Origin of the sequence: Pristimantibacillus sp. PTI5 (assembly GCF_048572955.1) — a bacterium.
In the GTDB taxonomy this organism is placed as follows: domain Bacteria; phylum Bacillota; class Bacilli; order Paenibacillales; family Paenibacillaceae; genus Pristimantibacillus.
Genome location: NZ_CP183886.1, coordinates 519,126 through 546,022, shown reverse-complemented (window position 1 = coordinate 546,022; position 26,897 = coordinate 519,126). Strand labels below are relative to the sequence as shown.

Annotated in this window: 25 protein-coding genes; 17 read left to right on the top strand and 8 right to left on the bottom strand. The window is 48.8% G+C overall.

Translation table 11 applies throughout. From position 1 onward, the window contains the following. Window positions 1-28: 28 nt before the first annotated feature. The gene (locus ACN6MW_RS02780; RefSeq protein ID WP_419874122.1) at window positions 29-2,107 is read right to left on the bottom strand and encodes a right-handed parallel beta-helix repeat-containing protein; all 2,079 of its coding nucleotides are present in this window, start codon (window positions 2,105-2,107) and stop codon (window positions 29-31) included. Window positions 2,108-2,473: 366 nt separating this feature from the next. Between ACN6MW_RS02780 and ACN6MW_RS02775 the strand changes: the two genes are divergently transcribed. The 3 genes from ACN6MW_RS02775 to ACN6MW_RS02765 all read left to right on the top strand — a co-directional run bounded on the left by ACN6MW_RS02775 (window position 2,474) and on the right by ACN6MW_RS02765 (window position 6,133). Continuing rightward, entirely contained in the window at window positions 2,474-3,166 is a 693-nt protein-coding gene (locus ACN6MW_RS02775) for a TerC family protein (RefSeq protein ID WP_419874121.1), read from the top strand. A 198-nt stretch (window positions 3,167-3,364) separates the two neighbouring features. Further along, entirely contained in the window at window positions 3,365-5,047 is a 1,683-nt protein-coding gene (locus ACN6MW_RS02770) for a glycoside hydrolase family 2 protein (RefSeq protein WP_419874120.1), read from the top strand. Window positions 5,048-5,353: 306 nt separating this feature from the next. After that, window positions 5,354-6,133, top strand: a complete 780-nt coding sequence (locus ACN6MW_RS02765) for a squalene/phytoene synthase family protein (protein ID WP_419876254.1) — start codon at window positions 5,354-5,356, stop codon at window positions 6,131-6,133. 646 nt (window positions 6,134-6,779) lie between these two features. Here the strand turns inward: ACN6MW_RS02765 and ACN6MW_RS02760 are convergent. Continuing rightward, entirely contained in the window at window positions 6,780-6,968 is a 189-nt protein-coding gene (locus ACN6MW_RS02760) for a hypothetical protein (RefSeq protein WP_419874119.1), read from the bottom strand. A gap of 609 nt (window positions 6,969-7,577) precedes the next feature. Here ACN6MW_RS02760 and ACN6MW_RS02755 point away from each other — a divergent pair. The 4 genes from ACN6MW_RS02755 to ACN6MW_RS02740 all read left to right on the top strand — a co-directional run bounded on the left by ACN6MW_RS02755 (window position 7,578) and on the right by ACN6MW_RS02740 (window position 12,685). After that, window positions 7,578-8,030: a MarR family winged helix-turn-helix transcriptional regulator gene (locus tag ACN6MW_RS02755; protein ID WP_419874118.1), complete on the top strand. Its 453-nt coding sequence runs from the start codon at window positions 7,578-7,580 to the stop codon at window positions 8,028-8,030. A gap of 81 nt (window positions 8,031-8,111) precedes the next feature. After that, window positions 8,112-9,524, top strand: a complete 1,413-nt coding sequence (locus ACN6MW_RS02750; protein WP_419874117.1) for an MFS transporter — start codon at window positions 8,112-8,114, stop codon at window positions 9,522-9,524. Between the two features lie 195 nt (window positions 9,525-9,719). After that, window positions 9,720-10,844 carry an NADH-dependent flavin oxidoreductase gene (locus tag ACN6MW_RS02745; protein WP_419874116.1) on the top strand — a complete coding sequence of 375 codons (1,125 nt, stop codon included), beginning with the start codon at window positions 9,720-9,722 and terminating at the stop codon, window positions 10,842-10,844. A gap of 218 nt (window positions 10,845-11,062) precedes the next feature. Beyond that, window positions 11,063-12,685, top strand: a complete 1,623-nt coding sequence (locus tag ACN6MW_RS02740) for an MDR family MFS transporter (protein ID WP_419874115.1) — start codon at window positions 11,063-11,065, stop codon at window positions 12,683-12,685. 74 nt (window positions 12,686-12,759) lie between these two features. Here ACN6MW_RS02740 and ACN6MW_RS02735 read toward each other — a convergent pair whose 3' ends face one another. Further along, a complete protein-coding gene (locus tag ACN6MW_RS02735) occupies window positions 12,760-13,224 on the bottom strand; it encodes a MarR family winged helix-turn-helix transcriptional regulator (RefSeq protein ID WP_419874114.1) in 465 nt (154 codons plus the stop codon). Between the two features lie 106 nt (window positions 13,225-13,330). Here ACN6MW_RS02735 and ACN6MW_RS02730 point away from each other — a divergent pair, with 106 nt between their 5' ends. The 4 genes from ACN6MW_RS02730 to ACN6MW_RS02715 all read left to right on the top strand — a co-directional run bounded on the left by ACN6MW_RS02730 (window position 13,331) and on the right by ACN6MW_RS02715 (window position 15,397). Continuing rightward, entirely contained in the window at window positions 13,331-13,747 is a 417-nt protein-coding gene (locus ACN6MW_RS02730) for a MarR family winged helix-turn-helix transcriptional regulator (protein ID WP_419874113.1), read from the top strand. A gap of 53 nt (window positions 13,748-13,800) precedes the next feature. Further along, on the top strand, window positions 13,801-14,550 hold the full coding sequence (locus ACN6MW_RS02725; protein WP_419874112.1) for a GTP pyrophosphokinase: 750 nt from the start codon (window positions 13,801-13,803) through the stop codon (window positions 14,548-14,550). A gap of 88 nt (window positions 14,551-14,638) precedes the next feature. Further along, on the top strand, window positions 14,639-15,118 hold the full coding sequence (locus ACN6MW_RS02720) for a hypothetical protein (RefSeq protein WP_419874111.1): 480 nt from the start codon (window positions 14,639-14,641) through the stop codon (window positions 15,116-15,118). Window positions 15,119-15,220: 102 nt separating this feature from the next. Next, window positions 15,221-15,397 (top strand): hypothetical protein, encoded by a 177-nt coding sequence (locus ACN6MW_RS02715; protein ID WP_308999161.1) that lies wholly within the window; start codon window positions 15,221-15,223, stop codon window positions 15,395-15,397. Window positions 15,398-15,529: 132 nt separating this feature from the next. Here ACN6MW_RS02715 and ACN6MW_RS02710 read toward each other — a convergent pair whose 3' ends face one another. The 3 genes from ACN6MW_RS02710 to ACN6MW_RS02700 form a co-directional block, all read right to left on the bottom strand. Beyond that, window positions 15,530-16,612, bottom strand: a complete 1,083-nt coding sequence (locus ACN6MW_RS02710; RefSeq protein ID WP_419874110.1) for a Gfo/Idh/MocA family protein — start codon at window positions 16,610-16,612, stop codon at window positions 15,530-15,532. 172 nt (window positions 16,613-16,784) lie between these two features. Then, complete coding sequence (locus ACN6MW_RS02705) at window positions 16,785-17,795, bottom strand: CobW family GTP-binding protein (RefSeq protein WP_419874109.1); 1,011 nt, start codon at window positions 17,793-17,795, stop codon at window positions 16,785-16,787. Between the two features lie 156 nt (window positions 17,796-17,951). Then, on the bottom strand, window positions 17,952-18,857 hold the full coding sequence (locus ACN6MW_RS02700) for a helix-turn-helix domain-containing protein (protein ID WP_419874108.1): 906 nt from the start codon (window positions 18,855-18,857) through the stop codon (window positions 17,952-17,954). A gap of 173 nt (window positions 18,858-19,030) precedes the next feature. On the opposite strand from ACN6MW_RS02700, the gene ACN6MW_RS02695 reads away from it, so the two are divergent. Then, window positions 19,031-19,879, top strand: a complete 849-nt coding sequence (locus tag ACN6MW_RS02695; RefSeq protein ID WP_419874107.1) for a sugar phosphate isomerase/epimerase family protein — start codon at window positions 19,031-19,033, stop codon at window positions 19,877-19,879. A gap of 25 nt (window positions 19,880-19,904) precedes the next feature. Next, window positions 19,905-20,915, top strand: a complete 1,011-nt coding sequence (locus ACN6MW_RS02690) for a Gfo/Idh/MocA family protein (protein WP_419874106.1) — start codon at window positions 19,905-19,907, stop codon at window positions 20,913-20,915. Between the two features lie 66 nt (window positions 20,916-20,981). On the opposite strand, the gene ACN6MW_RS02685 is transcribed toward ACN6MW_RS02690, so the two are convergent. Continuing rightward, window positions 20,982-21,818 carry an AraC family transcriptional regulator gene (locus ACN6MW_RS02685; protein ID WP_419874105.1) on the bottom strand — a complete coding sequence of 279 codons (837 nt, stop codon included), beginning with the start codon at window positions 21,816-21,818 and terminating at the stop codon, window positions 20,982-20,984. 219 nt (window positions 21,819-22,037) lie between these two features. Here ACN6MW_RS02685 and ACN6MW_RS02680 point away from each other — a divergent pair, with 219 nt between their 5' ends. Both ACN6MW_RS02680 and ACN6MW_RS02675 read left to right on the top strand, forming a co-directional pair. Beyond that, the gene (locus tag ACN6MW_RS02680; RefSeq protein WP_419874104.1) at window positions 22,038-23,039 is read left to right on the top strand and encodes a Gfo/Idh/MocA family protein; all 1,002 of its coding nucleotides are present in this window, start codon (window positions 22,038-22,040) and stop codon (window positions 23,037-23,039) included. 29 nt (window positions 23,040-23,068) lie between these two features. After that, window positions 23,069-24,007 carry an aldo/keto reductase gene (locus tag ACN6MW_RS02675; protein WP_419874103.1) on the top strand — a complete coding sequence of 313 codons (939 nt, stop codon included), beginning with the start codon at window positions 23,069-23,071 and terminating at the stop codon, window positions 24,005-24,007. Between the two features lie 41 nt (window positions 24,008-24,048). Here ACN6MW_RS02675 and ACN6MW_RS02670 read toward each other — a convergent pair whose 3' ends face one another. Continuing rightward, entirely contained in the window at window positions 24,049-24,861 is an 813-nt protein-coding gene (locus tag ACN6MW_RS02670; RefSeq protein WP_419874102.1) for a helix-turn-helix domain-containing protein, read from the bottom strand. A 132-nt stretch (window positions 24,862-24,993) separates the two neighbouring features. Here ACN6MW_RS02670 and ACN6MW_RS02665 point away from each other — a divergent pair, with 132 nt between their 5' ends. Both ACN6MW_RS02665 and ACN6MW_RS02660 read left to right on the top strand, forming a co-directional pair. Next, window positions 24,994-25,803 carry a phytanoyl-CoA dioxygenase family protein gene (locus tag ACN6MW_RS02665; RefSeq protein WP_419874101.1) on the top strand — a complete coding sequence of 270 codons (810 nt, stop codon included), beginning with the start codon at window positions 24,994-24,996 and terminating at the stop codon, window positions 25,801-25,803. Then, window positions 25,767-26,669 (top strand): sugar phosphate isomerase/epimerase, encoded by a 903-nt coding sequence (locus ACN6MW_RS02660; RefSeq protein ID WP_419874100.1) that lies wholly within the window; start codon window positions 25,767-25,769, stop codon window positions 26,667-26,669. Before ACN6MW_RS02665 ends, ACN6MW_RS02660 begins: the two co-directional genes overlap by 37 nt. The last annotated feature ends 228 nt before the right edge of the window (window positions 26,670-26,897 follow it).

The following is a 26,897-nucleotide window of genomic DNA, read 5'->3' as shown; positions in this document are numbered from 1 at the left end:
ATCCAGGCCCCCCGTATCAAGATTCTGTTTACTTCGGACCGATCTTCTCAAATTCGATATCGGTCCAGCCTAACCGATATGCAGGTGACTCGGGGCGCAGACGATAGTCGGCTTCCTCGGGGAGCATGAAATGAGGTTCTCCGATCACGGTTTCTCCGTCGTATTTGCCCTGCGCAAGCGTTCGCCACTGCTCCCAAGCATATTCCTCACGTCCGAGTGCGTCCTTTTGGTTTGAACGGAGCGGCAGACAGCCGGCTATTTCACAAGGCTTGCCGTTGTTCCAATAGAGGTTGCGGTCAGCGGCAGCGAACCGCTCGCCGCTATAATTAACAAAATAGTATAGATATCCTGAATTGTAAACGATATTGCAGGCAATATCGATATGTTTGTTTTCTTCGCCGGCCATCTCCTGCGAGCCGATTGCGGAGATCGCATCGGGATTAGAAACCAGCAGATTGTTTTTTATCCGGTTGCCGATGCCCTTTGAGAAAATAAGCATCCAAAGCTTGCCTTGGCCTGTGCTGTAAAGGCTGCTGATGACGTTATTGGTTACGGTGAAATCATCGGCTGCATCATCCAAATAAATGCCGAACCCAAAGGAGAAATGAATCCCGCTGTCATGCAGGTAGTTGCTATGAAGGATATTGCCTCTTCCCGCGCCCCAAGCTTCGATCAGTCCGCCGTCTTGGCTGTCCGTCATGACCCTGGAAATATCGTTGTAGGCAATATAGTTGTTTTTGCTGTGAAGAAAGTCCCAATGGTTTTCCCAGGTGACGGGAAGGCCGTACAGCTCAGCCGGCATCGCTTTATGCCGAAGTCCCTTCATGGAAATGCCGTACCTTGGCATATTGGCAATCAAATTGTTGGTGATATTGTTATGGCCGCTCTGATAGAGCAGGATGCCGCAGCCGTGTCCGACGAGCTCGCCGCCAGCCTCGATCCGGTTGTTCGTAATCGTATGATAGCCGTTTGTAAAGGAAGCACCAGGACTTGTGAATGGACCCGTGCCCGGCGCGAACCCGTTTAAGCTGATGCCAATGTAACCGAAATGGCGGATATCGTTACCGTCTAATGTTATGTTTTTGGAATAGCGGTCCAGATAAATTCCGCAGCTTCCGGCTTGCGTCAGCCTGCAGGCGGAAATTTGAATATGCTCGGCATGGTTGATATACACGAGGCCCTCGCGGTGTTCCGCTTGCTCAACGTTATCATCCATCATTCGATATTCGCGAAAAAAATCGGTACATGAAAAGGTCAGTCCGGAGAAGCATAGGTTTTGAACCGGCTCCTCGGCACTCTTCCCGTTAATTTCAAGCAACCGCTGAACCGAGGGAGCGAGAATGGTCTGCTCATTTGGATCCGTCACGCCGTCCGGAACGAAGTAATAAAGCATATTTGAAGCCGAATCGAGATGGAATTGCCCGGGTGCTTGAAGGAAATCAAGCGAGCCTTGGATATAATAGCGGGAGCCGGCTCCTATCGGCCATGTGGCTGGATTTTCAAAAAGTAATTGCTGGTCCGCTTTGTTTATGGAGGCGACAGGCTTCGTCTCGGAGAACCAATTCCATTCTCCTTCCCCAGGCCAGACAAACACCTGGGTTCCCGAATAATCGTAATGGTCAGGCAGGTGATCGGGATGATATCGGATGCCTTGCCTATTGGTCTTCTCATCATGCTGGCCATAAGGCATTTCGGTTTCAAAATAACCGGCGGCAGGCAGCCGGGCTTGCTGGACTCGTTTACCGTCGGCATAAAGCGTGTGAAAGGGAAGGGAAAGGCTGCCGTCCAGCCGGGTACACCAGATGCTGCCTTTATGCGGCATCCAGCCGGTCAGCTTCCTGCCGCCTGCGATTACCGCTTTTTCGCCGGGGAAGCTCGAATAATGAATAGGGCAGCCATCTCTTCCTGAATCTCTTTCATCGAAAGACAACGTGTCATCAAGCTCATACAGTCCGCCTCGGATATTCACCGCAAGATCATCGCTGATTCCATTCTTCAATTGTTCGCGTACTTCTTTCTGCGCCCTGCTGATTGTAAGAAAGGGATCGTCCAAGCTTCCCTGCGCATGGTCGTTTCCGTTTGCCGCTACATAATAAACCATAGTCATCCTAAAAGACCCCCTAGTAAGAACTGTACATTATAGTTATAAAACCGAAGCCGCATCCGTTGCAAGGGCTTTCAAATAAAGTACACTTAATCGTTTTTTTCACAGTAGACGCTTCCTTCGCAGCATGATAACTTACGAGGGCGAATGGCTGGGCAAATGGGAAAGGGGAAGGTGGCCGTTTTTTTTTGCAGCAATAGCGGTGCATTGCCGTATGATTCAGAAATCGTATGAAGTGGAGATGACAAGCATATTAATATAAAGAAAATAGTTGGAGCATCCGTTGTTCCGTAAGATCCGCGCTTGACATGCCAAACAAGCAGTTGCCAGCCGTATTAAGATAATCGTAAAAGAAAGAAGGAAGGGCCTTTGGATATTTTAACGGTAGATTTTTGGTCGATCCTGCTGTCTATTATTTTCATTGATTTAATTCTTGCCGGCGACAATGCGATCGTCATCGGCATGGCTGCCAGACGATTGCCGAAGGAACAGCAAAAACAAGCGGTCTTACTCGGAACGGCAGGAGCTGTCCTGATTAGAATAGCGGCGACCGTGCTTGTCGTCTGGATCCTCAAGGTGCCGTGGCTGCTTGCTGTCGGAGGCGTGCTGCTTTTGTGGATCGCCTTTAAGCTTCTTGTGCAAGAGGATGAGCATGGAGATATTAAAGCCGGAAATACCATATGGGCCTCGGTTCGAACGATTGTTATTGCCGATGCCGCAATGGGGTTGGATAATGTCATAGCGGTAGCAGGGGCAGCTCAGGGCCACTTTTCATTAATCGTCATTGGCTTGCTCGTCAGTATCCCGATTGTTGTATGGGGGAGCACGTTATTCATAAAGCTGATCACGCATTTCCCTTGGATCATATATGCCGGATCCGGCGTGCTTGCGTATACGGCGGCAAAAATGATTACGCATGAGCCGCAAATTAAGCACTGGTTTGAAGGGAATACGCTGCTCACATGGTCGTTTATTGCCTTAATGATCCTGGCGGTCATGAGCGCCGGCTTCTGGAATAACGCTTTGAAGAGAAAAGAAGAGCAATCGCGCGCTCTTCAGTAAGAATCAAACGGAATAGATGAAAAAGAGCTGAACAATCAGGTTGTTGATCTGATTGTTCAGCTCTTTTATTTCATACGATTTTATTTTAATCAGGATTAACCTGTTACCAAAGCAAATACAATTGGCTCTCTCAGGAATGGGAGCTATAATAAATAGATTGAGGCTAGGAGATTCCAGAAACGAAGAGGAGGATAACGCATGACTAGATTGTTCCAGACGAATGAGCTTCGGAAGGTACAGCCGCTTGACGGCAGCTGGGATTTCACTGCGGTTGCCGAGGAGAAGGAACTGAAGCTGGAGCAGCTCGATTACAGGTATAAGCTGACTGTTCCAGGCTGCTGGGAGATGCATCCTGATTTTCTCACCTATAGAGGCAGAGGGGCATATCGGAAACGGATCACAATCAAGGATAAAACCTCGCTTCGCTTCGTGTTTAAAGGGGTGAGCCATACCGCACGCGTGTTTTTTGACGGTGTGCTGTTGACTGAGCATTATAACGCCTATACGGCATTCGATGCGATCGCTCGAGATGTGGAGCCGGGAGAGCATGAGCTTGTCGTGGTAGCGGACAACAGTTTTGGGGAGTTTTCAGCCCTGCATATTCCCAATGATTATTATACATATGGCGGTATTAACCGCTCTGTCGCAATGGAGGAAATTAAGGATCTGTATTTGGAGCGTATCGCTTTTACCCCGATTTGGGAAAATGGCGGATGGAAGGCCCATATCCAAGCGATCGTTCGACAACGATACACCGAGGAGCAGAATTACCGGATTAGCTTCGAGCTCTGCGGCAAGTCCTATGAGCTGGGCGAACCTCGTGCCGCTGCAGATGGAACGACCTGCCTGAGCGGCATCTTTGTTTTTCCTGAAGCCGAGGCGTGGTCGCCAGAAAAGCCTGTTTTGTATGCGCTTAAAGCGGTATTGTCGGTTGGCGATGCGTTGATCGATGATCTAATCGAACGGGTCGGCTTTCGCGTTGTGACGACCGAAGCGGGAAAAATACAGCTTAATGGCAAGGATATTGTGATGAAAGGGGTCAATCGCCACGAGGATCACCCGATGGTCGGATCTGCGATTCCGCTTCAGTTAATGGCGGTTGACGCCGATTTAATCTCGAATATGGGCTGCAACTCGGTACGGACAAGCCACTATCCGAATGATGAGCTGTTTCTCGATCTGTGTGACGAGCGAGGCATACTGGTGTGGGAAGAAAACCATGCGAGAGGCCTTAGCTTGGAGCAGATGCAAAATCCCAATTTCCGTTGGCAGTGCGAGCAGGTAAATCGCGAGATGGTGGAGCAGCATCATAACCATCCTTCGATTGTAATCTGGGCTATTTTAAATGAATGCGCAAGCAATACCTTGGAAGGCAGGGCAATGTACAAGGAGCAGCTTGAACAAATCCGGGCGCTGGACGCAAGCCGTCCGCTGACCTTCGCTTCCCACCATCGAGAAAACGAGCTTTGCTTCGACTTGGCGGATATCGTCTCCTTTAATTTATATCCCGGCTGGTACGGGGATGAGGATCCGGGCGAGCTTTGCGATCTGGCGCGAGGCTGGGCCGATGCAGTCGGCGGATTTGGCAAACCGATGATCATGAGCGAATTTGGCGGAGACGGATATTACGGCCATCGCGACGCAAGCAGAGTCCGCGGCACAGAGGAGCGGCAAGCGGATATTATCGAAGCTAATTTATCAGCCTATACGAAGAGATCGTTTCTATCGGGCATGTTCATCTGGCAGTATTGCGATTGCAGGGTAACCGAAGGAACGGACTGGCTGATTACCCGAGCGGGCACGCAGAACAGCAAGGGAATTGTCGATCGTTATCGGCGACCGAAGCTCGCCTATGCGACGGTTCAGAAATATTTTAAATAAAGGATCCTATAGGCGAGAACAATTGGCCGCGTCCATGGTACGCGGCTTTTTTTGTTTGTTTTACGATGACGTATTTCGTTTAAAGAAATTAAAGGGATTTGAATCGTGAGAATTGAATAAATATCCCAATAGCCTCCAATATTATGAGGAACAAGTCAATCACTCCCCAAAAACTTACAGGCAGCAGGGAGGAAATCGCAGTAACCGTGCACATCTAAATGCATGTATGGTATGATAATAAGAACAATTAAAACAAGCTAAAAGTAAAGCTGCCATAATGAAGGAGTTTTTATTTTGAATGATGCGATGATCATGTTAAAGAAAACAAGCCGTACTTTTTATATCCCCATCAGCCGATTGAAAGCAGGTTTAAAAGAGGCGGTCGCATCCGCTTATTTATGCATGAGAGCGATTGATGAGATCGAGGATCATGAGACGCTGTCAGATGAATTAAAAGTGCAGCTCTTGCTTGGCGTCCATGAAGCTTTCCAATCCGCTGACGTGATCGCCGAATCACAGAAGCTGCTCACCCCTTACCAAGATGTACTCCCGGATGTTACGATGCAGATTCATGAATGGGCGCAGCTATGTCCGCCAACCGTCAATGATGTCGTTTACCGCCATATCGCCAAGATGTCCAAGCAAATGGCAGACTGGGTCTATGTGAGCTGGAATATCAGAACGGAAGAGGATCTTGACCGCTATACATACAGCGTCGCCGGCATGGTGGGAGAAATGCTTTCCGAGATTTGGTTCTGGTTCGATGGCACAAAATCGGATCAACAAAAGGCCATTGCCTTTGGCAGAGGCTTGCAAGCCGTAAATATTCTTCGCAATCGCGACGAGGATTTATCGCGAGGCGTGGATTTCTTTCCTGACGGCTGGGGCGCGAAGGAAATGATCAAATACACGCGCCGCAATTTGAAGATAGCCGATTCTTACATTGTAGATTTAAAGGGCGGACCAGCTTTGGATTTCTGTAAAATCCCTCTTACGCTGGCGCATGCAACCGTTAACTTAATCGCGGCTGGCGGCAACAAGCTAACGAGAGATGCCGTGATGAAGCTTGTAAGCAGCATAAATTAAAGCGAACCAAACCATATAAAAAGCAGGGCACACGGGCCCTGCTTTTTTATTTTTTGCCGGCGGCCGGGCTGCTAATCGCAATAACTCGACAACAAAAAAATAACAGCAAGCGAAGCGCAGAGGCATTCACTTTCTGTTATCTCTTAATCGGTTATTATAACATCCGGGCTTGTGCATTAAACGGAAGCCTGTACTTTCGAATTTCTTGTAAAAGATGAAGGAAGAAGTGAATAGACGTTTTGGAGCATAAGCAGTTTAGGGCTTAGCTTGAATTTTGAACCCGAAAAGGTGCAGCGGTCATAATTGAATAGGAGCGACTCGATATGGATAGTGCAGTCTGTAAAGGAACAGCCGATATAATGAGAGCCGTCGAAGTAAACGTCCTCGTTTTTAAATGCTTTATTCATAATGTATTCCATATCTCTTTTCCCCCTAGTAGTAATATCATTCTATTAAATAATATGCAGCTTAGTAATATTTAATGTCTATAACCGCTTTTCCGCCGAATGAAACAATAGATTAATAGCTTCGATCAGGAAAAAATGTCGGAGAGGCTATTGCGGGGCTGTCTTTCGGCTCCATCGCGCCCATGTGCCGGACCGACTGATTTACACTCATGCAGCTTTTGCAGCAAAACGACAAACGCTTAGGGCGAATCCTTGATGGCATAAGCGGTTTTCAGAAGGAGCTCACCCTCTTTCATCCAATTGATAATATCCGGGGCATACATCAGATTGATTGCGATAATGATTCGCGAAATCCCCCGGTCAGCAGCCACGAGCATGCCTTCCGATACGGGAAATACATGCAGTGCCTCTTTGACGGATAATTCCATTCCCCACATCTTCGCTCCGTTATCGTTTAATAATCACACCATTATATATAACCCTAATCACTAAACAATGGCTTTACAGATAAAACAGTATTGCCAAGGGAATTATATGTTAGATAATATAACACAAAATAATTGGTTTTTGTTGAAATTCCAAAAATTATGTATTCTCATTGTTTTTTCAAAGAATTTTATGTCATGTATGTTTACATGAAAGTGAGCAACGCTTATAATTGGAATCACTTCACAACGTATTCGCGAATGAATAAAAGAAGAGGGGAAGAGATCCTCCAGGAAGCCATCATGATATTATCAATACGGGCTCAGAGAGGCTTTACTGCTTGACGACAATGATGCCTGATGAAAACTTCTCGGATTTAATTAAATCAGGGCCAAGAGCGAGCTTGGATGAAGGGGACAGGGGGGCTGAAAGCTCTTCGCGCCGTTTAAACAAAAATGAAACAAGCGTTGAATAAGCGTTGTCCTAAAGGCGGATTGCCTTTGGCGGCAAGGCATATTCGATGATTGCGGCCATAGGTTTTTATTGACAAATCGATGGCTCCGATTTATTATTGGTTTGAATTCAAACTATTTTAAGGAGTGAGGCTCCGCATGGGAAAAGAATCCTTTATCACCCGTTTTCCTTGGGAGCAAGAGGATAGCAATACCTTATTGATTAAGCTCGCCTTCATCAACATCCGGCGTGAAATCGAAGCCGCTCTTCGCCCGCTGGGCATGACGCCCCAGCAATCCCAGTCTCTTCATTTGCTTGCGATGAAGCCAGGCGCAATGAATGCCGATATGGAGAAGCTGCTTTATATCGATAAGTCGAGCGTAACGAGCATCATCAATGGCATGGTGAAGCGCGGGTGGGTCGTCCGCCGCGAGCATGATCAAGATGCTAGAATGAAACGCATTTTCTTGACGGATCAAGGCTTAGAGATGCATCAGCTCTCTACCCGCGCCGTACAGCAAGCAAAGGATAAATCGAACCAGCTTCTAACAAAAGAAGAAACAGCCGCCCTTCAAGTATTGCTGAGAAAAATAATTAAAGCTTACGAATAGAGGAAGGGGCCGGCGTTTTTTTGTCATTTTGTTTGAATTCAAACGATATACTATTTAAAAGAAGAAAGGATGTTATTGGAGATGGAAGCCGCGGGCGTGAAAAATAATGGCGAGAAGCTCTTGCCTATTTTGGCTTTTACGTTAGTTTTCTCGATTATGAATGCTTCAATGTTTAATGTGGTTATGCCTGTCATCAGCAAGGAGTTTGGGATTACGCCCTCGCAGGTGAGCTGGCTCCTAACGGGTTACATGATCGTATATGCGGTAGGCTCCGTTACATACGGCAAGCTGGCCGATAAATACCGGCTTAAGGATTTGTTAACCTTCGGATTAATTTTCTTTGCGCTTGGCTCGATCGTGGGGCTGACAGCTACCGAATATTGGATGATCGTGCTTGGCCGGATCCTGCAGGCCAGCGGCGCGGCCGTTATTCCGGCCACGGCTATGATTGTTCCCGTGCGTTATTTCTCGCCGGAGAAGCGCGGCAGGGCGCTGGGAACGGTTGCTGCCGGACTTGCGCTCGGCACCGCGCTGGCTCCTATCGTAGCAGGCCTCGTTACGACCTTTGCCAGCTGGCGTTTTCTGTTTTTGTTATCGTTGATCCCGCTGCTGGCACTGCCATTCTTTCGGAAATATTTGGATAACCAAAAAGGCAATGCGCAAAAAATCGACTTTTTGGGAGGCATATTGTTAGGCGGCGCAGTCGCATTAGCGCTGCTCGCGATTTCGCTTGGGAAGTGGCTGCTCGCTTTGGCAGGTGCCGTGCTGCTTGTTCTATTCATTATTCGCATTCGGACAGCGGCTGATCCGTTTATCCATCCCAAGCTATTCGGCAATAAAAAATATTCCTTGGGTTTGTTTATTACCTTTCTCGCAACCGCATTAAGCTTCGGCATGCCTTTCGTAACGCCGCAGTTTTTATCCGGATTGAATCATTTGTCTCCTGCCGTCATTGGTCTTGTCATGTTTCCGGCTGCGATTACCTCTGCTTTCCTCGGACGCAAAGGAGGAAAGCTCGCGGATGAGAAGGGTAATTCATTTTTAGTGTATGCGGCGATTTCGCTCAGCTTCGTCTGCTTCGTATTGCTTTCGGTTTTTGTGGGAGCATCGCCGTATCTGATTCTCTTTCTTCTGATTTTCGGCAATACGGGGCAAACCTTTATGCAGATAGCGATGTCCAATACGATTTCCAGAACGCTCTCGAAGGAGCAAATTGGCGTAGGGATGGGATTGATGTCGCTGCTCAATTTTATCTCGGGCGCGATGTCGACAAGCGTGATCGGCAAACTGCTGGACGCCAAGGATACGTCCTTCCATTTGAATCCGGTGGCCATGTATAACGGGGCCTACGTTTACAGCAATATCTTTTTTGCGCTAGCTATTCTGGCGGCCGTTATTGTCTGCATTTATTATTTTTCTTTCAGTGCATTCAGCGGAAAAAGAGGACTGAAAGCAAAGCTCGAAGAACGCAAATCCTCCTCTACAACGGCGTAAAAGAATAGAATGGCTCATGAAGCGAAGCGAAGAGTAATTTTATAAAGGGAAAAGCATAATAAAAGCATTCTTAGCTAAACGGCTGGAATGCTTTTTTTGTGTCTTGACAACTATAACTGTATCACTTAGTATTACAGTATTGAAAAAAGTTACAGTTTGTTGGACCATATGCAGATAACGGGAGAGATGAAATAAATGAAATCAAATTACTTGCCATTATTCAAAGAAATAAGTTTTAAAAGCGGGGTGCAATTAAAGAACCGCATCGTCATGGCTCCAATGACGAATTTCTCTTCGAACGAAGACGGAACGGTATCGGATTCCGAGCTTCGTTATTATGAACGCCGTTCGGGCGGCGTAGGCCTAGTCGTTACGGCTTGCGTTTATGTATCGCGGAACGGCAAAGGTTTCCAAGGGGAGTTTGGGAGCGACAGCGATGAAATGATTGATAGCTTGCGGGCGTTGGCCTCGACAATCAAAGAAAAGGGCGCCAAGGCAGTGCTGCAGATTTTCCATGGGGGTAGAGAGTGCCCTCCTGATCTCGTGCCTAACGGTGATGTCGTGAGTGCTAGCGCAGTCGCTTCTGAACAAAATCCGAACGTTGTCCCAAGAGCGCTGTTGGATTCGGAAATCGAAGCAATCATTCGTGATTTTGGCGAAACGACGAGAAGAGCGGTTGCCGCTGGTTTTGACGGCGTTGAAATTCACGGCGCGAACGGTTACCTTGTACAGCAATTTTTCTCTGCCCATTCGAATACGCGTGAAGACCGCTGGGGCGGCAGTATAGATAACCGGCTGCGTTTCCCGCTTGCGGTGGTTGACGAAGTGAAACGTGCCGCTGCTGCCCATGCCCAAGGACCGTTCCTGGTCGGCTACCGCTTTTCTCCTGAAGAAGCGACGACACCGGGGATCACGATGGAGGATACATTCCGACTCGTCGATGAGCTTGCTAAGAAGGATCTGGACTATCTTCACGTCTCCTTGCAGGAATTCTGGTCTATGCCGAGACGCGGCGCAGATGAGACGAAATCCCGGATCGAATGGATTCAAGAGCGAGCGGGTCATTTAGTGCCGATTATCGGAGTAGGCTCCATTCAAACGCCTGATGAAGCGGTAAAGGCTCTCGATACAGGTATCCAGCTGATTGCCATCGGCCGGGAATTGATCGTCGAGCCCGACTGGGTTGAAAAGGTCGCAGAGGGAAGAGAATCCGAAATCAAAACTACGCTTAGCAAGGACGATCAAGATCGGTTGGTTGTACCAACGCCGCTCTGGCAGGCCATTATCCATACGCCGGGCTGGTTTCCGATAGGCGATTAATATAAATAAGCAAAAAACAGGCCAGAGCATGCTTTGGCTTGTTTTTTTGCGTTTTGGAAGTCTTTTTTTGATGATAGCGCAACCAAATAAAAAGCAGTTGTTTTAGTACTAAAGTTATTGTATCATTAGAAAATAGGTAGGCAACCTAACTAAATAGGATAAGTAGTTTGGCTGCCGATTGGCAATAATAAATAAAAATGTTTAGGAGTGCAGGGCATATGGAGCATTTGACTCAAAAGAAAAAATTAACCATTATGATTGCTCTGATGGCGGCCATGTTCTTCGCGGCGATCAACCAGACGATCGTAAGTACGGCAATGCCGCGGATCATCGCGATTTTGGGCGGCATTGAGTATTACACATGGGTCATTACGATTTACATGTTGACTTCAACGATAGCAACCGTACTTGTCGGTAAGCTATCCGATATTTATGGGCGGAAGCCTTTTCTCTTAGCGGGTATCGTGTTTTTTATCATTGGCGCGTTTCTTTGCGGAACGTCAACAACGGTATTTCAGTTGATCGCATACCGAGGCATTCAAGGCTTAGGCGGCGGTATCCTGATGTCTGCAACGGTTACCGCTGTCGGCGATTTGTTCGCACCGCGCGAGAGAGCGAAATGGACCGGTATCATGATGGCGGTATTTGGTTTCTCCAGCGTGATCGGTCCAACGCTCGGCGGCTTTCTAGTCGATCATATCGCATGGAAATGGATTTTCTGGATCTTCCTGCCGCTTGGTCTCGTGGCATTCGGGATGATTTGGTCGATGTTTCCGAAAACGGCAAGAAAGACCACGGAATCGATTGATTATCTCGGCTCTATTTTGCTTACGCTGATGTTGATTTCGCTGCTGTTAGGCTTCTCGTGGGCGGGCACCAAGTATGATTGGGACTCTGTGCAGATTATCGGCTTGTTAGCGGCCTCTATCATTTTCCTAGTGATTTTGCTGTTTGTGGAACGCAAAGCAAAAAGCCCTGTTTTACCATTGTCCCTGTTTAAAAACAGCATCGTAACGATCTCCAATTCGATTGGATTTCTAATGAACGCGGGAATGATGGGCGCAATGATGTACCTGCCGTTTTTCGTGCAGGGCGTTCTCGGCATTTCGCCTACAAACTCTGGCTTTGTCAACATGCCGATGTCGATCGCAATGATTTTCCTCAGCACGCTGTCGGGCCGTTGGATCTCTAAATCAGGCAAATACAAACGGTTTGCCATCGCTGGGATGCCGTTTATGGTGGTCGGCATGCTTATGATGGCCTTTATGAATAATGTCGGAGTTGCCATTGCAGCGATGATCGTTTTCGGTATCGGACTCGGGATTTCAATGCCGGTATTCACGCTTACGGTTCAAAATGCAGTAGCGCCTACACAGCTGGGCGTGGCAACCGCAACTGCAACCTTGTTCCGTAACTTAGGCGGCACTATCGGTATTGCGGTGATGGGTACGGTCATGAATTCGACGATGTCGAGCAAGCTGGAGGCAGCCGTCAAAGCAGGCCAAGGCCCGGATTTATCGCAGGTAGATCCTGAAACGGCAAAGCAGCTTTCGAGCTTCTTGAATCCGCAAATGCTGCTTGACCAGCCTAAGCTAAAGGAGCTGCACGCTACGCTCCCGGAACAAATTCAGCCTTTATTTACGCATATTATCGAAATGGTGCGTTCTGTATTAAGCGATTCGCTTACCGTTGTATTTCTATTCGGCATGTCGCTATTGGTCGTAGCATTCGTATTAGTATTTTTCTTGAAAGAAATTCCTTTGCGCTCTTCGAACGATATGAAAGCCAAAGCGGGAACTGAACAAACAGAGCTGATCAAAAAAGAGCCAGCTCTTCAATAATGCTGAAGAGCGGCTCTTATAGAAAGGATTTCACCCGCAGCAGCAGCTGCCGCAGGTGAAATCCTCTTTCTGTATTATAGATCATCTAAATGGTTGACGGACTGGAGATATTGGAATACTTGATTCAGCATTAGGATCAGCTGGTCGGATTGTTCCTTGCCCAACTCGTCAATGATGCCTTTGAAAACCGATTGAAAACGGTCGATCGCCTTGGTGGCAATCTGATCGCCTTTATCTGTTAATGTAATTTCGGTTATTCTGCGGTCTGTTTTATCGGTAGTCCGGATCACGCAGCCGGCGGCTATCAGGCTGTTGAGCATTTGCGTTACGGTCGGCGACGTAACCTGCAGCCTTTTGCTGATTTCTGTTACCGTTGTGCCCGTCTCACCTTTGTTGTTGCTTTGTTTGACACATACGAGCATTCTGATTTCACTCGCTTTGAGACCTCCCCACATCGTTTTTTTACGCCAGTCCGCTCTAGCGAAGCGTTGGAATACATCGATGAGATCCGCTACATTATCGTATTTATCTTCGTTCAATCGATTCACCTCGGTGAATATTTTTTATAAATTAATTAGGTAGCCAAAGCAATTATAGTAACGATCAGCAGCAGAAGTCAATCCTGTGCGAGAAATGAGGTGCAGTATGAACAACTATAATGTATGGATAGAATTGTATCCCGTTCTGAAAAGCGTTTATAAGAAAATGAGAGCAGAGTGGCATAAGGGCGTGGATTGCGGTTTTTCTGTAAACCAAACTAGAATGCTTCAATATTTGAATCGGGAGAGTCCCATGAAATCAACGGATTTGGCTGAGATGCTGTCAATAACAGCGGGCGGGGTTACGCTCATGGGGGACAAGCTCTTAGAGAGGGGCCTCATTCAACGAATACGCGGTGACGAGGACAGGCGTGTCGTGCTTCTCGCCATATCGGAAGAAGGGAAGAAATACATCGAATCTTTTGAAGAAAGAGACCATGCTATTATACAATATATGAGCGAGCGCATTTCCGACGAGGACTTGGAGCATCTGAGGCGTATATATAAGCTTCTCGACAACTAGCTAGACATGCGCAGTATACAACACCGCAGGAAGCGGAAGGGGATCACAAAAGCATGGCAATGAATCAAATGCAAAAGATGAAAGAAGTAAAGCAGCAAATTACAAGATTTTTAATGATGTATAAATTTGCCCTGCAGGAGCTGGAAACAAAAATTGATATTTTGAAAGAGGAATTTCAATTGCTGCATGAGTATAATCCGATCGAGCATACGAGCTCGCGCTTGAAATCGCCGAAGAGCATCATTGAAAAAATATACCGGAAGCAAAGCGAGCTTACATTAACCAGCATACGCGAGCAAATTAAGGATATTGCCGGCCTGCGAATCAATTGCTCCTTTATTTCCGATATTTATCGCATTAGCGATATGCTGCAAAATCAAAGCGATTTGAAATTGCTTGCGGTCAAGGATTATATTAAGAACCCTAAACCGAACGGCTATCAGAGTCTCCATCTTCTCATCGAGGTGCCGGTGTTTATATCGGACAGACGCGAGAATGTATGCGTAGAGGTGCAAATACGAACCATTGCGATGGATTTTTGGGCAAGTCTGGAGCACAAGATTTATTATAAATATAAGCATGCGATACCGCCTCACCTCTTGCAAGAGCTGAAGGAAGCAGCGGATTCCGCGGCAGCCCTGGATAAGAAAATGGAGCGGCTGCATAACGAGATCGAAGAGATTAAGGAAGAAAGCGAAAATGATTTGGGCGATGAGATGATTCGGCTGCTCATGAGCAATGAAAGAGGTTCTTTCCCGACCATGCTGCTTGGGCTGTTCGAGGACGGACAAGCAAAAAAATAGTCGTGAACCTTTAAACAGCGACATAAAGTGAAAGTAGCGCGATACATGCTGCCAAGCTAATGCGTTGTTGAAGGGTGGTCATGGGAAAATGGTCATTTCTAGCTTTCAGGCCTTCATTCAAGTGTTTGGTTTATCGATATCCATGAGTTTAGTGGGCGGACTTATTGGACATTTTGTGAAAAACGGGATTATCGAATTGCCAAAGCTCGTCATTGAATATGATGAAGATGGACTTGCTTTGTCTTCGAATTGGTTAATCAAATGGATTCAACGCAGCTATTATTTTGCAATTTTTGTTATCGGCTTCAGGAACCATAGCAACGCGAAAAAAAAGATATTTTTCGATCTCGGTTTTTTGGGCGATTTATTGATTGCGATCGGAACGGGCATTTTGGCCAAAACAGCCTTGTCTATGGCGAATACGACGGACAACTTTGCAGTCGTCAGCAGTTCGCTGCTTGCCGGCTATGCAGGCTTATCCTATTTGAAAAGCAAACAAAACAAAGAATTCGCAGACCTGTTCCCAGAGGAAATGGATGATCCAAATCCGCGCACGCCGCCAAAATAACATGCAAGTTTATTTATATCTTGCGTATAATGACCATAGCTGATAAACCAAAAAGCTTATGAATCTATGCCAGATCAATACATGGTAAGGAGGGTGGAGCACGTGGGGAAAATTACGGTCAAAGTGACCCCTGCGGAAATGCAGGAGCTCAAGAAGCTAGCCGAGATTGTCAAAAACCCTCACCTTCCGATGTCTGACCGCCGGATCGCTAAGACGCAGTACGAGTCGATCATCAACTTTGCGAAGAACAGCAACCGCGGCATCATATCATCCGTTTAACCGAGGCAAATGCTTGAAAGCCGTTCTCTTGCAGAACGGCTTTTTGCTTTTTTATTGGGAAAAAAAAGCCGCCCGAACGGTCATGGACCGTTCGGGCGGCTCGAATTGCTCTCCATGCGGAGTTTTGTCTTGTTAAGGCAGTTCAATCGTTACTTCGCGTTTGCTTGCTGCCGAACGGAGTACGCCGTCGATAATCGCTTGGTTATACAAAATTTCCGCTCCGGGAATCGGTGCCGGGCGATTATCCGTGATGGCGGCCACGAAGTCCCTAACCTTCTCATCGAATAAATTCAAGCCATGGTCGATAACGGGAATGGTAGATTGGATATGTTGATTTACGACATCATGGTAAAGCGTCATGCTGCCCACGCTGCCATCCCACACGCCGCTCCAAGGACCGGTTCCTGCGGGAGTGACCTTGAGGCCGGCGTCTGTGCCAAGAAACATGGTGGCTCCCAGCGAATCCATGTGCATAGCCCAGCTTGTTTTGTAATTCAGAATAATATCGCCTTCCAGGCGAATCATCGCGACGCCAAAATCCTCAACGTCAAAATTTGCGGCTTCGCGGTGGTAAAGCGGGTTGGATCCAAAATGATTCGAGGTGTAAGCCGACACGGTGAGCGGCTTAGGGTAGCCCAGCGCATTAAGCGCCATATCGAGCGAATAGCAGCCGATATCAGCCATGGCGCCTGCTCCGGCAAGCTCCTGGCGGATAAAGGTGCCGCCAGGCATGCCGCGGCGTCTGCCGCCGCCGGTTTCTACAAAATATACCTTGCCCAGCTTGCCCGATTGCACGATCTCTTGTATCAATGACATGTTGGGGTCGTATCTTGGCTGAAAGCCGACCGTAAGCATTTTTCCGCTGCGCTCAGCGGCTTCGACCATCTCGATAGACTGCTGCAAGGTGACGGACATCGGCTTCTCCACTAGTACATGCTTGCCTGCGTTTAAAGCGTTTACAGACGTTTCATGGTGAGCGAAGTTCGGCGTGCAAATGCTGACGCCGTCAAGGTCAAGCTCCAGAAGCTTCCGATGGTCCTCGAATGCGACGGCGTTGACTAATCCCTCTTGCTCGATAAAGGCCTGCGCTCTGCCCGGCATGCTGTCTGCGACCGCTACTATCTCAGCATGGAGCGGCATTTTCTTATAAGCTGAAGCATGGGCTCTTGCGATGCCGCCGCTTCCTATAATTCCAATTCGGATCGTTCTCGTCATTGCTTTTCCCTCTTTTCGTTGTGTTGCTTTTACTTTAGCACAGCTCAAAAGGTCGTGAAATGATGAGAAACGGACATGACCTCTATAAAATTAAGACATCCGCGTGGCCATATGGCCACGCGGATGATTGCACAAATCATATCATTGGCCGGATGGCAGCCGTTGCCGAGAGCTATTGCCTCTCCAATATTCTCCACTGCTCTTCAAGCTCCTGCTTATTAAAATCAATGCCAATCAATACGAGGTAGGACGGTCCTTGATAAAGGGATTCTGACCATGTAAGCTGGTTCCCGGCCAACTGCAGCAGCATGACGGGCGAATCGGGCAGCAAGCGTACATAGCCCTTGGCGCGAAGCAGGCGGTTTTTGTTTTTTAGCAAAAATTTCTCGATTGCCTTCCGGCTTGGATAGCTTCCCGCCGCGAGCGGCAGCGAGAGTGTCTGCACGCGTGAATAAGATGCAGATTCGCCATCGCGATGCGCGGAGCTGCTGCCATACTCACCTGCGTGAGGGGCGGTCTTTAGAAGCCGGAAGGAGGAAGCGGCCGCTGAAACGGTCCTTCGTTCCTGCTTCGCGATATCCGCAAGCAAGAGGCCAGAGTCAATCCGGCTATGTGTCGTGGGGATTACAACAGCGGTTGAATTATGTTTGAGAAGCAACTGGTCGATCTTCCTTCGCTTTGGTGCGGATGCGAGATCCGTTTTGTTCAGTACCAGCAGATCAGCGGTTTCGATTTGCCGGCGAAATGTCCGTATTAAAGCCGTATCGGATTCGAAGAAGCTGTTGTAATCCAGCACGTTTTCAGCATCGAGCACCGTTACGATTTGCTTTAAGCGCACGCTGGCATGGATATTGGGTTCCGTCAGCACATCTGCGATTTCCTCCGGATTTGCCACACCGGTCAGCTCGATGAAAATAACATCAGGCCTGCTTAGGCACAAGGATTGAATGCTGGAAGCGAGCTCACTGCGCTTGCTGCAGCAGACACAGCCGTCCAAGAGCTTCTCAATCTTCGTTCCGGAATATTCCTTCAAAATATGACCATCAACATCGAGCTGGCCAAGCTCGTTCATAATCACGCCGGTCTGCAAACCGGTTGCTTTGGCTTCTGCTAATAGGCGAAGGAGCAGCGTCGTTTTTCCGCTTCCTAGAAAACCGCTAAGCACGATAACAGGGATTTTCAAATTAAATTCCTCTCCAGTTCCTATAAAATGAACGTTAATTGCGCGGCAATAAATAAGTATATGCTAACTAAGCGTAATGATTACGATATCCGTGCTTTTACGTATAGCTAGGAATGGCCGCCTGGAAGAGGAGGAATTCATTAGTCGGCATACCCTTTATAAAATACGCGACAGCTTCCGGTATTCTCGCGGTGAAATGCCTTCAAGACGGCGGAAAATCCGGCTGAAGTAGTGAATATCGGAGTAGCCAACGAGTTCCCCGACTGCTTCGACGGACAGGTCCGTTTCGCGCAGCAGCTTCCTTGCCTCTCGGTGTCGAATGGACTGCACATACTCGCTTGGCGGCATGCCGCAGGTTTGTTTGAAAAGCTTTGCCGAGTGGTCGACGCTTAAATTCATGTTTTCCGCGATGCTTGTATTCGTCCATGGAGAAGAAGGCGAAGCTTCAATTCTTTCCATTAGTTCGATAAGCTTTCCTCCATGCATCGAAGCAGGAGAAAGAGCTCGGATTCGCGGGGAACGCAGCAGCTGGGCAAATATATTCAGCATAAGCGCCTTGCAGACGAGCTCATATCCAAAGTGACGCATCGTAAACTCGTGTACGAGCTGCTCCATCAGCTGAACGCATGCGAGCGGGGGCGTATATACCGGATTTAGGGACAAGGCCGGGAGTCCTTCAACATACGGCTCGCAAGTAAATTTATGAGGCTGGACATCGGATTCGTTTACAACCATATCAGCCTCCGTCTGGATATCGAGCTCGTCAAAGAAATCGAAATGAATCCCCAAGAAACGAGCTTCCGGGGCGGAGGTAATTTCATTTTGGTGATAGACCCCCGAGGGTAAAAAAATAAGCTGGCCTGCGTCTAGTTTATAGCGTTGGCCGTGCATTTGCGTAGCCGCTTCGCCTTGGCAGACGTAAAGCAGCTCGAAATCATAGAGCCGCCGCTGCGGCAGCGCTCCGGTTGGCATGCTTTGAAATTGAGCGTAATGAATGCTCGGCGACCACTCTTGGAACCGGGATGCGCGCTGCAGCGGAAAGACGGGTTCATTGCTAGTCAAGGGATGGGATCCTCCTTATATACAGAATGAAATAAATCACGGAATTGTCCAAAAAATCGCTGTTCCGGCTAAATCATTATTTGATCTAATCGATTATTATATTGGTATTATCACATGCAACTGCTGTCCGTTCAATAGCGCGAAATTAGCCAAAAGGAGTAGGAGGCCATTCCATGAAAAAAGGAATTAACATTTGGTCGTTTAGGGAAGGCACGACGATCGCGGATAGCATTCGCTTGGCGAAGAAGGCGGGTTTTGACGGCATCGAGCTGTCATTGAACGAAACGGGCGAGCTTAGCCTGGCGTCATCCGATCAGGAAGTTCGGCGGATCAAAGAGATGTTGGCAGAGGCGGAGCTAGAAATTGCCGGATTGGCTACGGGCTTATATTGGTCATATCCCATGACTAGCGGGAACGAGGCAACGAGAGCGAAAGCCATCGATGTCTGCAAAAAGCAGCTGGAGCTTGCGGCAGCGCTAGGCGTCGATACGATTTTGGTCATTCCCGGCGCGGTAGGCGTTGATTTTATTCCCGGAAGCGAGACGGTCGATTATGAGTATGCATATGACCGGGCGCTTGAAGCGATCGGAAAGTTGGTGCCACATGCGGAGAGCGCGGGCGTGTCCATCGGCATCGAGAACGTCTGGAACAAATTTCTGCTCTCGCCCCTTGAGCTGCGGACATTTATTGATGCGCATGGCTCCAATTATGTGGGCTCGTATTTCGATGTCGGCAATGCGCTGCAGAACGGGTACCCCGAGCACTGGATCCGGATTTTGGGCAGCCGCATCAAGAAGGTTCACTTTAAGGATTACCGGCGCGCTGCAGGCGGCCTGCATGGCTTCGTTGATTTATTGGCCGGCGACGTGAATTATCCAGCCGTTATGGGTGCTTTGGAGGCTGTCGGCTACAACAACTATGTAACGGCAGAAATGATCCCGACCTACACGCATCATTCGGAGCAAATCATTTTCAATTCTTCCCTGGCGATGGATGCCATTCTGGGCCGCCGGCAAACCTAATTATCAGTTTAGAGGAGGTATCGTCATGCTAAAGGTTGGTTTAATCGGTTTTGGTTTTATGGGACGCATGCACTTCGATAATTATGTTCGGCTTGCAGCAGAAGGGGCGCCGGTGCAGCTGGTTGCCATTTGCGATCTTCTGATCGAAGAACGGAAGGAGGGCAAGGCTTCAGGCAATATCGCGACAGAGCAGGAGGTGTACGATCTCTCGCCTTACCGCTTGTATAACAACATTGAAGCGATGCTGGATAGCGAACAGCTTGATATCGTGAGTATTACGCTGCCTACTTATTTGCATGCGGACTTAGCCTGCTCGCTGCTGGAGAGAGGCATACATGTATTGTGCGAGAAACCTGCGGCAGGCAGCTCGGAGGATGGCTGGCGGATGGCGAATACCGCAAGGAAGACTGGGAAAACCTTAATGATCGGCCAATGCCTGCGATTCTGGCCGGCCTACGAGTATTTGAAGTCCGCGGTCGAAGATGGCCGATACGGTGCGGTCACGGGCGGTTATTTCTTTAGAGGCTCCGGTGCGCCGAAGGGATGGTTTCTCGATGGCAGCAAGAGCGGAGGCTGTCTGCTGGATATGCATATTCATGACGCGGATATGGTCCACTGGCTGTTTGGCAAACCGGATAAGGTATCGGCCATTGCCCGAAATGTCATTCCAGGCAGCGGCTATGATGCGGTATCCACCCATTATATTTACCCTGACGGCAAAGTGCTGAACGCGCAGGCCGACTGGACGCTGGAAGGCGACTTCGGCTTCTCGATGACGTACCGCGTCAATTTCGAGGGCGGAAACCTCGTTTTTGAAAATGGGCAGCTGAAGGTGAATCCGCGGCACGCGCCTGGATTTGTTGCCGAATTATCGGAGGACATGGGCTATTACCGCCAAATCAGCTATTTCATCGAATCGGTGCAAAGCGGGAAGCCTGTATTGAAATGCACGCCGGAGAGTGCGGTCGGCACGCTTGAAATCATAGAAGCAGAGCTGCGTTCAGCCGATAACGGCGGTCGGTTTGCAGAGCTTTAAATGATCTTGAATAGAAGAGAAGCTGCGCCTTATTGGCTCAGCTTCTTTTTTTTCATGCGAGAGCTTTCAAATTCCATAAAGCTGGCGGTACACGGTAGGCGTCATTCCCTCATGCTCCATAAATCTTTTGTTAAAATAGCTGACGCTCGGATAGCCGGCATCAGCAGCGATTTCGCCAATATTGACATCCTTCCGCTCGAGAAGCCATTGCTTAGCCATCTGCAGCCGGCTTCGCGTGATGAAGTCCATGGGTGTCATTTCCATCACGCTGCGGAACAATTTGCAAAAATAATAGGGGCTGACGCCGGCTTGCTCAGCCCATTGCTCGAGCACGAAAGGCTGCGCCGCTTCCTGCTGCATGAGCGGAAGCAGCTCTAGAATCCGATTCCCGGAACTGCTTGCCTTGCTGCCTGAGATCGGCACGGCCTGCTCGACGAATACGCTCAATATCGCATATGTCAGAGCGGAAAGCTTAGTCGGGCGCAGCATGCGGTGCGTCTCGGCCTCGACGAGCAGCTCTTCATGGACCTGGACCCATGCGGCAGGCTGGCGTATCGTCCAAAGCTGGCTTTTGTGAAAGCCGCGTTCAATCATATAATCCTGCAAGCCGCTGCCGTAGAAATGCACCCATCTGATATCCCAAGGGTCATCCTTGCTGCTGTAGTAGTGCTGCCTTTGCAGCGGGAAATAGAGTACGGCTTCGCCGGCCTCAAGCGTGTGAACTTTGCCGTCCCATTCCACATAGCCTTTGCCGGAAACGACGTAATGGATATTGAAGTTGTTTAACGAGCCTGCGGTCCGAAGGGTGAAATGTTCGGGATGATTCCAGTAATTGCCGACCGATTCAGGAAAGCAGAAGAAAGGATTGTTTGGCAGCGTAAGCAGATGGCTTTGCCTTTGCATATCGTTCACCTCGATGACAATATTGTTGTAATGTATAACAAAATAATATCATTTTATTTTTTTGAAATCTACTTTAAACTAGGGTAAAGCGTTAGATATCCAAATGATTCTAATTTCATCACGATAATTTTAAAGACTGCTATGTACGATGGCAGTGACGGTTATCTATGCTTGAAATCACAATATAGTCATAAAATTTCAATTGAGGTGACGATAGTAATGACGACGAAAAAGCTTAAATGGGGCATCCTGGGATGCGCGGGTATCGCGAAGAGAGCCGTTATTCCCGGCCTTCATCTCTCAACATTAAATGAAGCAGCGGCCATTGCAAGCCGCGACGGGGAGAAGGCGAAAAAGACGGCGGAGGATTTGAACATCCCTGTCGCTTACAGCAGCTACGAGGCTTTGCTGGAAGATGATTCCATCGACGTCGTATACATTCCGCTCCCTAACCATCTGCACCGGGAATGGACGATCCGGGCAGCGGAAGCCGGAAAGCATATTTTATGCGAGAAGCCGCTCGCTTTGACCGAGAAAGAAGCGTATGAGATGGCGGAGGCAGCCGCGAAAGCGGGCGTGCTGTTGTCGGAGGCTTTTATGTACAGGTACCATCCGCGGTATGACATGATAAAGAAGATCATCGATGAGGGACAAATCGGTGAGGTTCGCGGCATTCGCAGCGCGTTTACCTTCAACAACGCAGGCCATAAGGAAAATGTCAGATACCGCAAGGAATGGGGTGGCGGTTCGATATACGATGTAGGCTGTTATCCGATCAATGCCGCGCGCCTGCTGCTTGGCAAGGAGCCAGAAGCGGTGACGGTGCAGGCGCTATTTTCGCCGGAGCATGACGATGTCGATATGATGGCTTCCGGTCTCGTCGAGTTTGAAGGCTCGGTTTCGCTAACCTTCGATTGCGGCATGTGGGCTGCATTCCGCAACCCGCTTGAAGTGCTCGGCACGGAAGGGCTGATCGAGGTTCCTTCCGCATACTTGTCGAACGAGCCTGGTCTCGCTAATTTTTACGTGAGCACGAAAGACGGGCGCAAGGAAATCGAGGTGCCTTTCATGAACACCTATACCGAGCAAGCCGATCATTTGGCGCGGGCCATAACCAGCGGACAGCCGCTGCAATTTGGTGCTTCGGATGCTTTGAAAAATATGAAAGTCATTGACGCATGTCTGCTTTCTGCACGTGAACGCACTAGAATTACCCTATAAAAAACGAATGAACGAGGAGGCAATTCATAATGGAATACATTCAAATCGAGGGCTCGCCAAAGCCGGTATCGCGTTTAATGAAGGGCTCGGATTATTTTTTCCACGATTCGTACGAGAAAGCGGCAGCTAATCTGGATGCGTTTATTGCGATCGGCGGAAATTCGGTGGATACCGCCCATATTTACTGCGGCGGACAGAGCGAGGAAGTAATCGGACGTTACATGCAAGAGCGGGGCAATAGAGAGCAGATGGTCATATTGACCAAATGCGCGCATCATGATCAAAACGGTCCGCGTGTAAACAAAGAGGCGATCAGAAGGGATTTGGAGGATAGCCTTGTGCGCCTGCAAACCGATTATATCGACCTTTACGCTCTCCACCGCGATGATACGGCCGTGCCGGCCGGCGATGTCATCGACATTCTGAATGAGCATATTCAGGCCGGAAAGGTCAGAGCGATCGGCGTATCGAACTGGTCATGGCAGCGGATTAAGGAAGCCAATGAATACGCAGCGGGCAAAGGGCTTGTAGGGTTCACGTTCAGCAGCCCTAACCTGAGCCTTGCCAAAGCGAATGAGCCGTTCTGGGCAGGCTGCATATCCGCGGATGAAGAGACTTGCGCTTGGCATGAGGAGCAGCAGTTCCCGCTGCTTTCTTGGTCCTCGCAGGCAAGAGGCTTCTTTACCGGCAGATTCTCTCCGGAAATTCGCGACAATGCCGATTTGGTCCGAGTTTTTTACAGCGATGAAAACTGGGAGCGGTTGGAGCGTGCCAAACAGCTGGCAGCGGAGAAAAATGTCAGCGCGATCCAAATTGCGCTTGCTTATGTGCTGAATCAGCCATTTCCAACCGTCGCGCTAATCGGTGCCCAAACATCCGACGAGCTCCATTCCTGCGATTCAGGCTCTCTCATTAAGCTGACCAAGGCAGAGATGGAATGGCTGGATCTTGCTGCACAGAAGGTTTAAGCAGACATACCCCGCATGGAAACATAAAGAAAAGGAAAAGGCTACTCCCCGCGAGTAGTCTTTTCTTTTTTGTACGTTCTAGGGCTGCTGCCGTAGGCTTTACGAAATAACGCGGCGAAATGATTGTAATTGTTAAAGCCGACATCGAGCGAGGCTTCGGTCGCCGTTCGCCCCATATGTTCCATCAACAACGCCGCTTGCTGAAGCCGCAGTCGGTTCAAATGCTCCAGGACGCTTTCGCCTGTCTCCTGTTTGAAGAGATGAGACAGCCGGGAGAGTGAAAGGCCAACGCTGCCGGCTAAATCCTCGAGGCGAAAGTTCTGATTCATATTCCGTGATAGATATTGCAAAGAGAGCTCGATTCTCGGATCAAGCCGCTGTTCGAGCTGCCGGGCGGCGAGCAGGATAACCTCGCGCAGCGAGTTTTCGCAAAGCATATGCCAGAAGCCGGCTTGCTCTCTGGAATCCGTTAATATATCGTGAATCGCCTGCTGTACACGATGCCGCATATTTCCCTCCGGAATAGCTGCGATAATGATCTCGTCATTTGGCAGGTAGTCGATTTCAGGCAGTTTGTGAAAGTGAACCCAGTAGAAGTTCCAGCGGTTTCCTTTCGTTGTCCCGTATTCATGCGGAATCCCGGAACGAAGCAGCGCGATTTGGCCCTGGCTGCAGCGCTTCTCGCCCCCAGGCGTGCGTAAATACCCTTCGCCCTCCAATGTAAAGAAAAGAAGCCATTCTTCCATTCCGTTTGGCCTACGAGATTTGTAGGAATCAGATTCCTCGAAATAACCGCTTACAAGAGAGGCGTACGATGAAATTTGCTTGATTTTCGGTGTGCTGTATCTGGTCATGAAACGGCCCTCCCAAATTAATAATAGCAGAATACCATTACTTTTCAGCAGTAAGCTTGCTTCCCTAAAAATAACGAAAGTTCTATGATTATGTCAAGAAGAAGAATTCATATGTCCAAGGAGTGAAATGCAATGACCAGAGCTTTGAGCGTATTGAACGAAGAGCAAGTCGAACATTTTCAGACAGAAGGGTATTTAATCGTAAAAGGCCTTTTCTCGGAACAGGATGTCCGCACGATTGAAGAAAAATTCGAGGAAATCAGCCAAAAGGTCATCCCCGGTTTATTCGAGCCGGATTTAACCGGTAGTTCGGAGGATCCGTTGAAGCGATATCCGCGCGTGATGCACCCGCATCGGTTCGATGAAACCGCAAAGCAATATATGCTTCATAAGCCGGTTATGGAGGTATTGTCCGATTTGTACGGCGAGGAGGCGCTGGCAGCCCAAAGTATGTTTTATTACAAGCCGCCGGGCTCGCGCGGCCAAGCGCTCCACCAGGACAATTTTTATTTGCAGGTGGAGCCGGGCAATTGTATTGCGGCATGGACGGCGATCGATGCGGCCACAGAGGAGAATGGCGGGCTGTTAATCGTACCGAAAACAAGCGAGCATGAGATTAGCTGCCCAGAGCTCGCGGATTCATCGGAATCCTTCACCACCCATTACGTGAAGCCGCCAAAAGATCAAAAAGCGATGCCGGTTATTATGGATAAAGGTGACGTATTGTTTTTCAACGGGAATCTTATTCACGGCTCTTACAGAAATAAGACGAAGGATCAATTCCGGCGAGCCTTTATTTGCCATTACGCAAACGCTTCAGCCACGCATATCAGCAATCACTACCGCCCGCTGCATCGCCAGGATGGAACGCTGGTCGATCTGGAAATCAATACGGACGGAGGGCCATGCGGAGTGGAATTCGATATGGCGTATCCACACTAATGACGGATACAAGCCAGGAAAAATTGCTGGTCGAGATGTCTTGGTGGGGAATGAACGGATTAAATGGAACAGCGGGGCATGCGGCAACCTTCCAAGAAAAGGTGAAGCTCATTGCGGAAAACGGCTTTGACGGAATAAACGCTTTTATACCTGCTCGGGATGAGAGTGCGCACTGGAAGGAGCTGCTTGAGCAATACAACCTGTCCTTCAGCGTGAATGCATACCCGTCTTCAATTGCGGATATGGCCAAATTTTTAGAAAGCGCGGTTGCCTTTGGCCATGTCGGCTATATCAACGCGCAGGTGATGAGACCCTTTCTGATCGGTGATCAGGCGCTTGAGCTGTTGTCCGGCATCGATGCGCTGTCAAGGCAGGCGGGTATTCCGGTTTACATTGAAACACATCGCGGCACCATAACACAGGATTTGATCCGTACCAAGCAATTTTTAGAGGCGCTTCCAGCGCTCATGCTGACGATCGACTATTCTCATTATGTGGTCGCCGGCGAGCTGCATACCGTATCTCCCGAAGCGGAGGAAATGCTGCAGGGCTTGCTGCTAAACGCTTACAGCATCCATACGCGAATTTCAAACGGGGAACAGATCCAGATTGATCCGGGCGAAGCGGGAGTGCATCCGATGCTTCCCCATTTTGCAAGATGGTGGGCAAGCGCGATGAAGCATTGGCGTTCGGGGAACAGGCATCCGCGGGATCGGTTTCCCGTAGTCATTGAGCTTGGGCCAGCGCCCTATGCAATCACGGTGGATGAGGGGGGCTCCAGGCAAACCGAGATTAGCGACCGTTGGTCCCAGTCCCTCTATTTGAAGCAATTGGTGAAGGAGCTATGGAGGCAGGAGCGGTTATAAGTAAAACCCGACTAGGACGGAGGAGGTCCGGTCGGGTTTTTTTTGCGTGCTGAACATTCGGAATCTATTCATCATCCCCGTTCACCGTTACTTCTAAAGCCAAGGATTCTGCCGTACCGCTAAAGCTCCGCCCGCTCACCTCATAGGTGAAGCTGGCTCTTACATAACCGATAATCTCGTCAAATCGGATCGCATCGGTGACGAAGGCTGAATATACGATTTTCGATT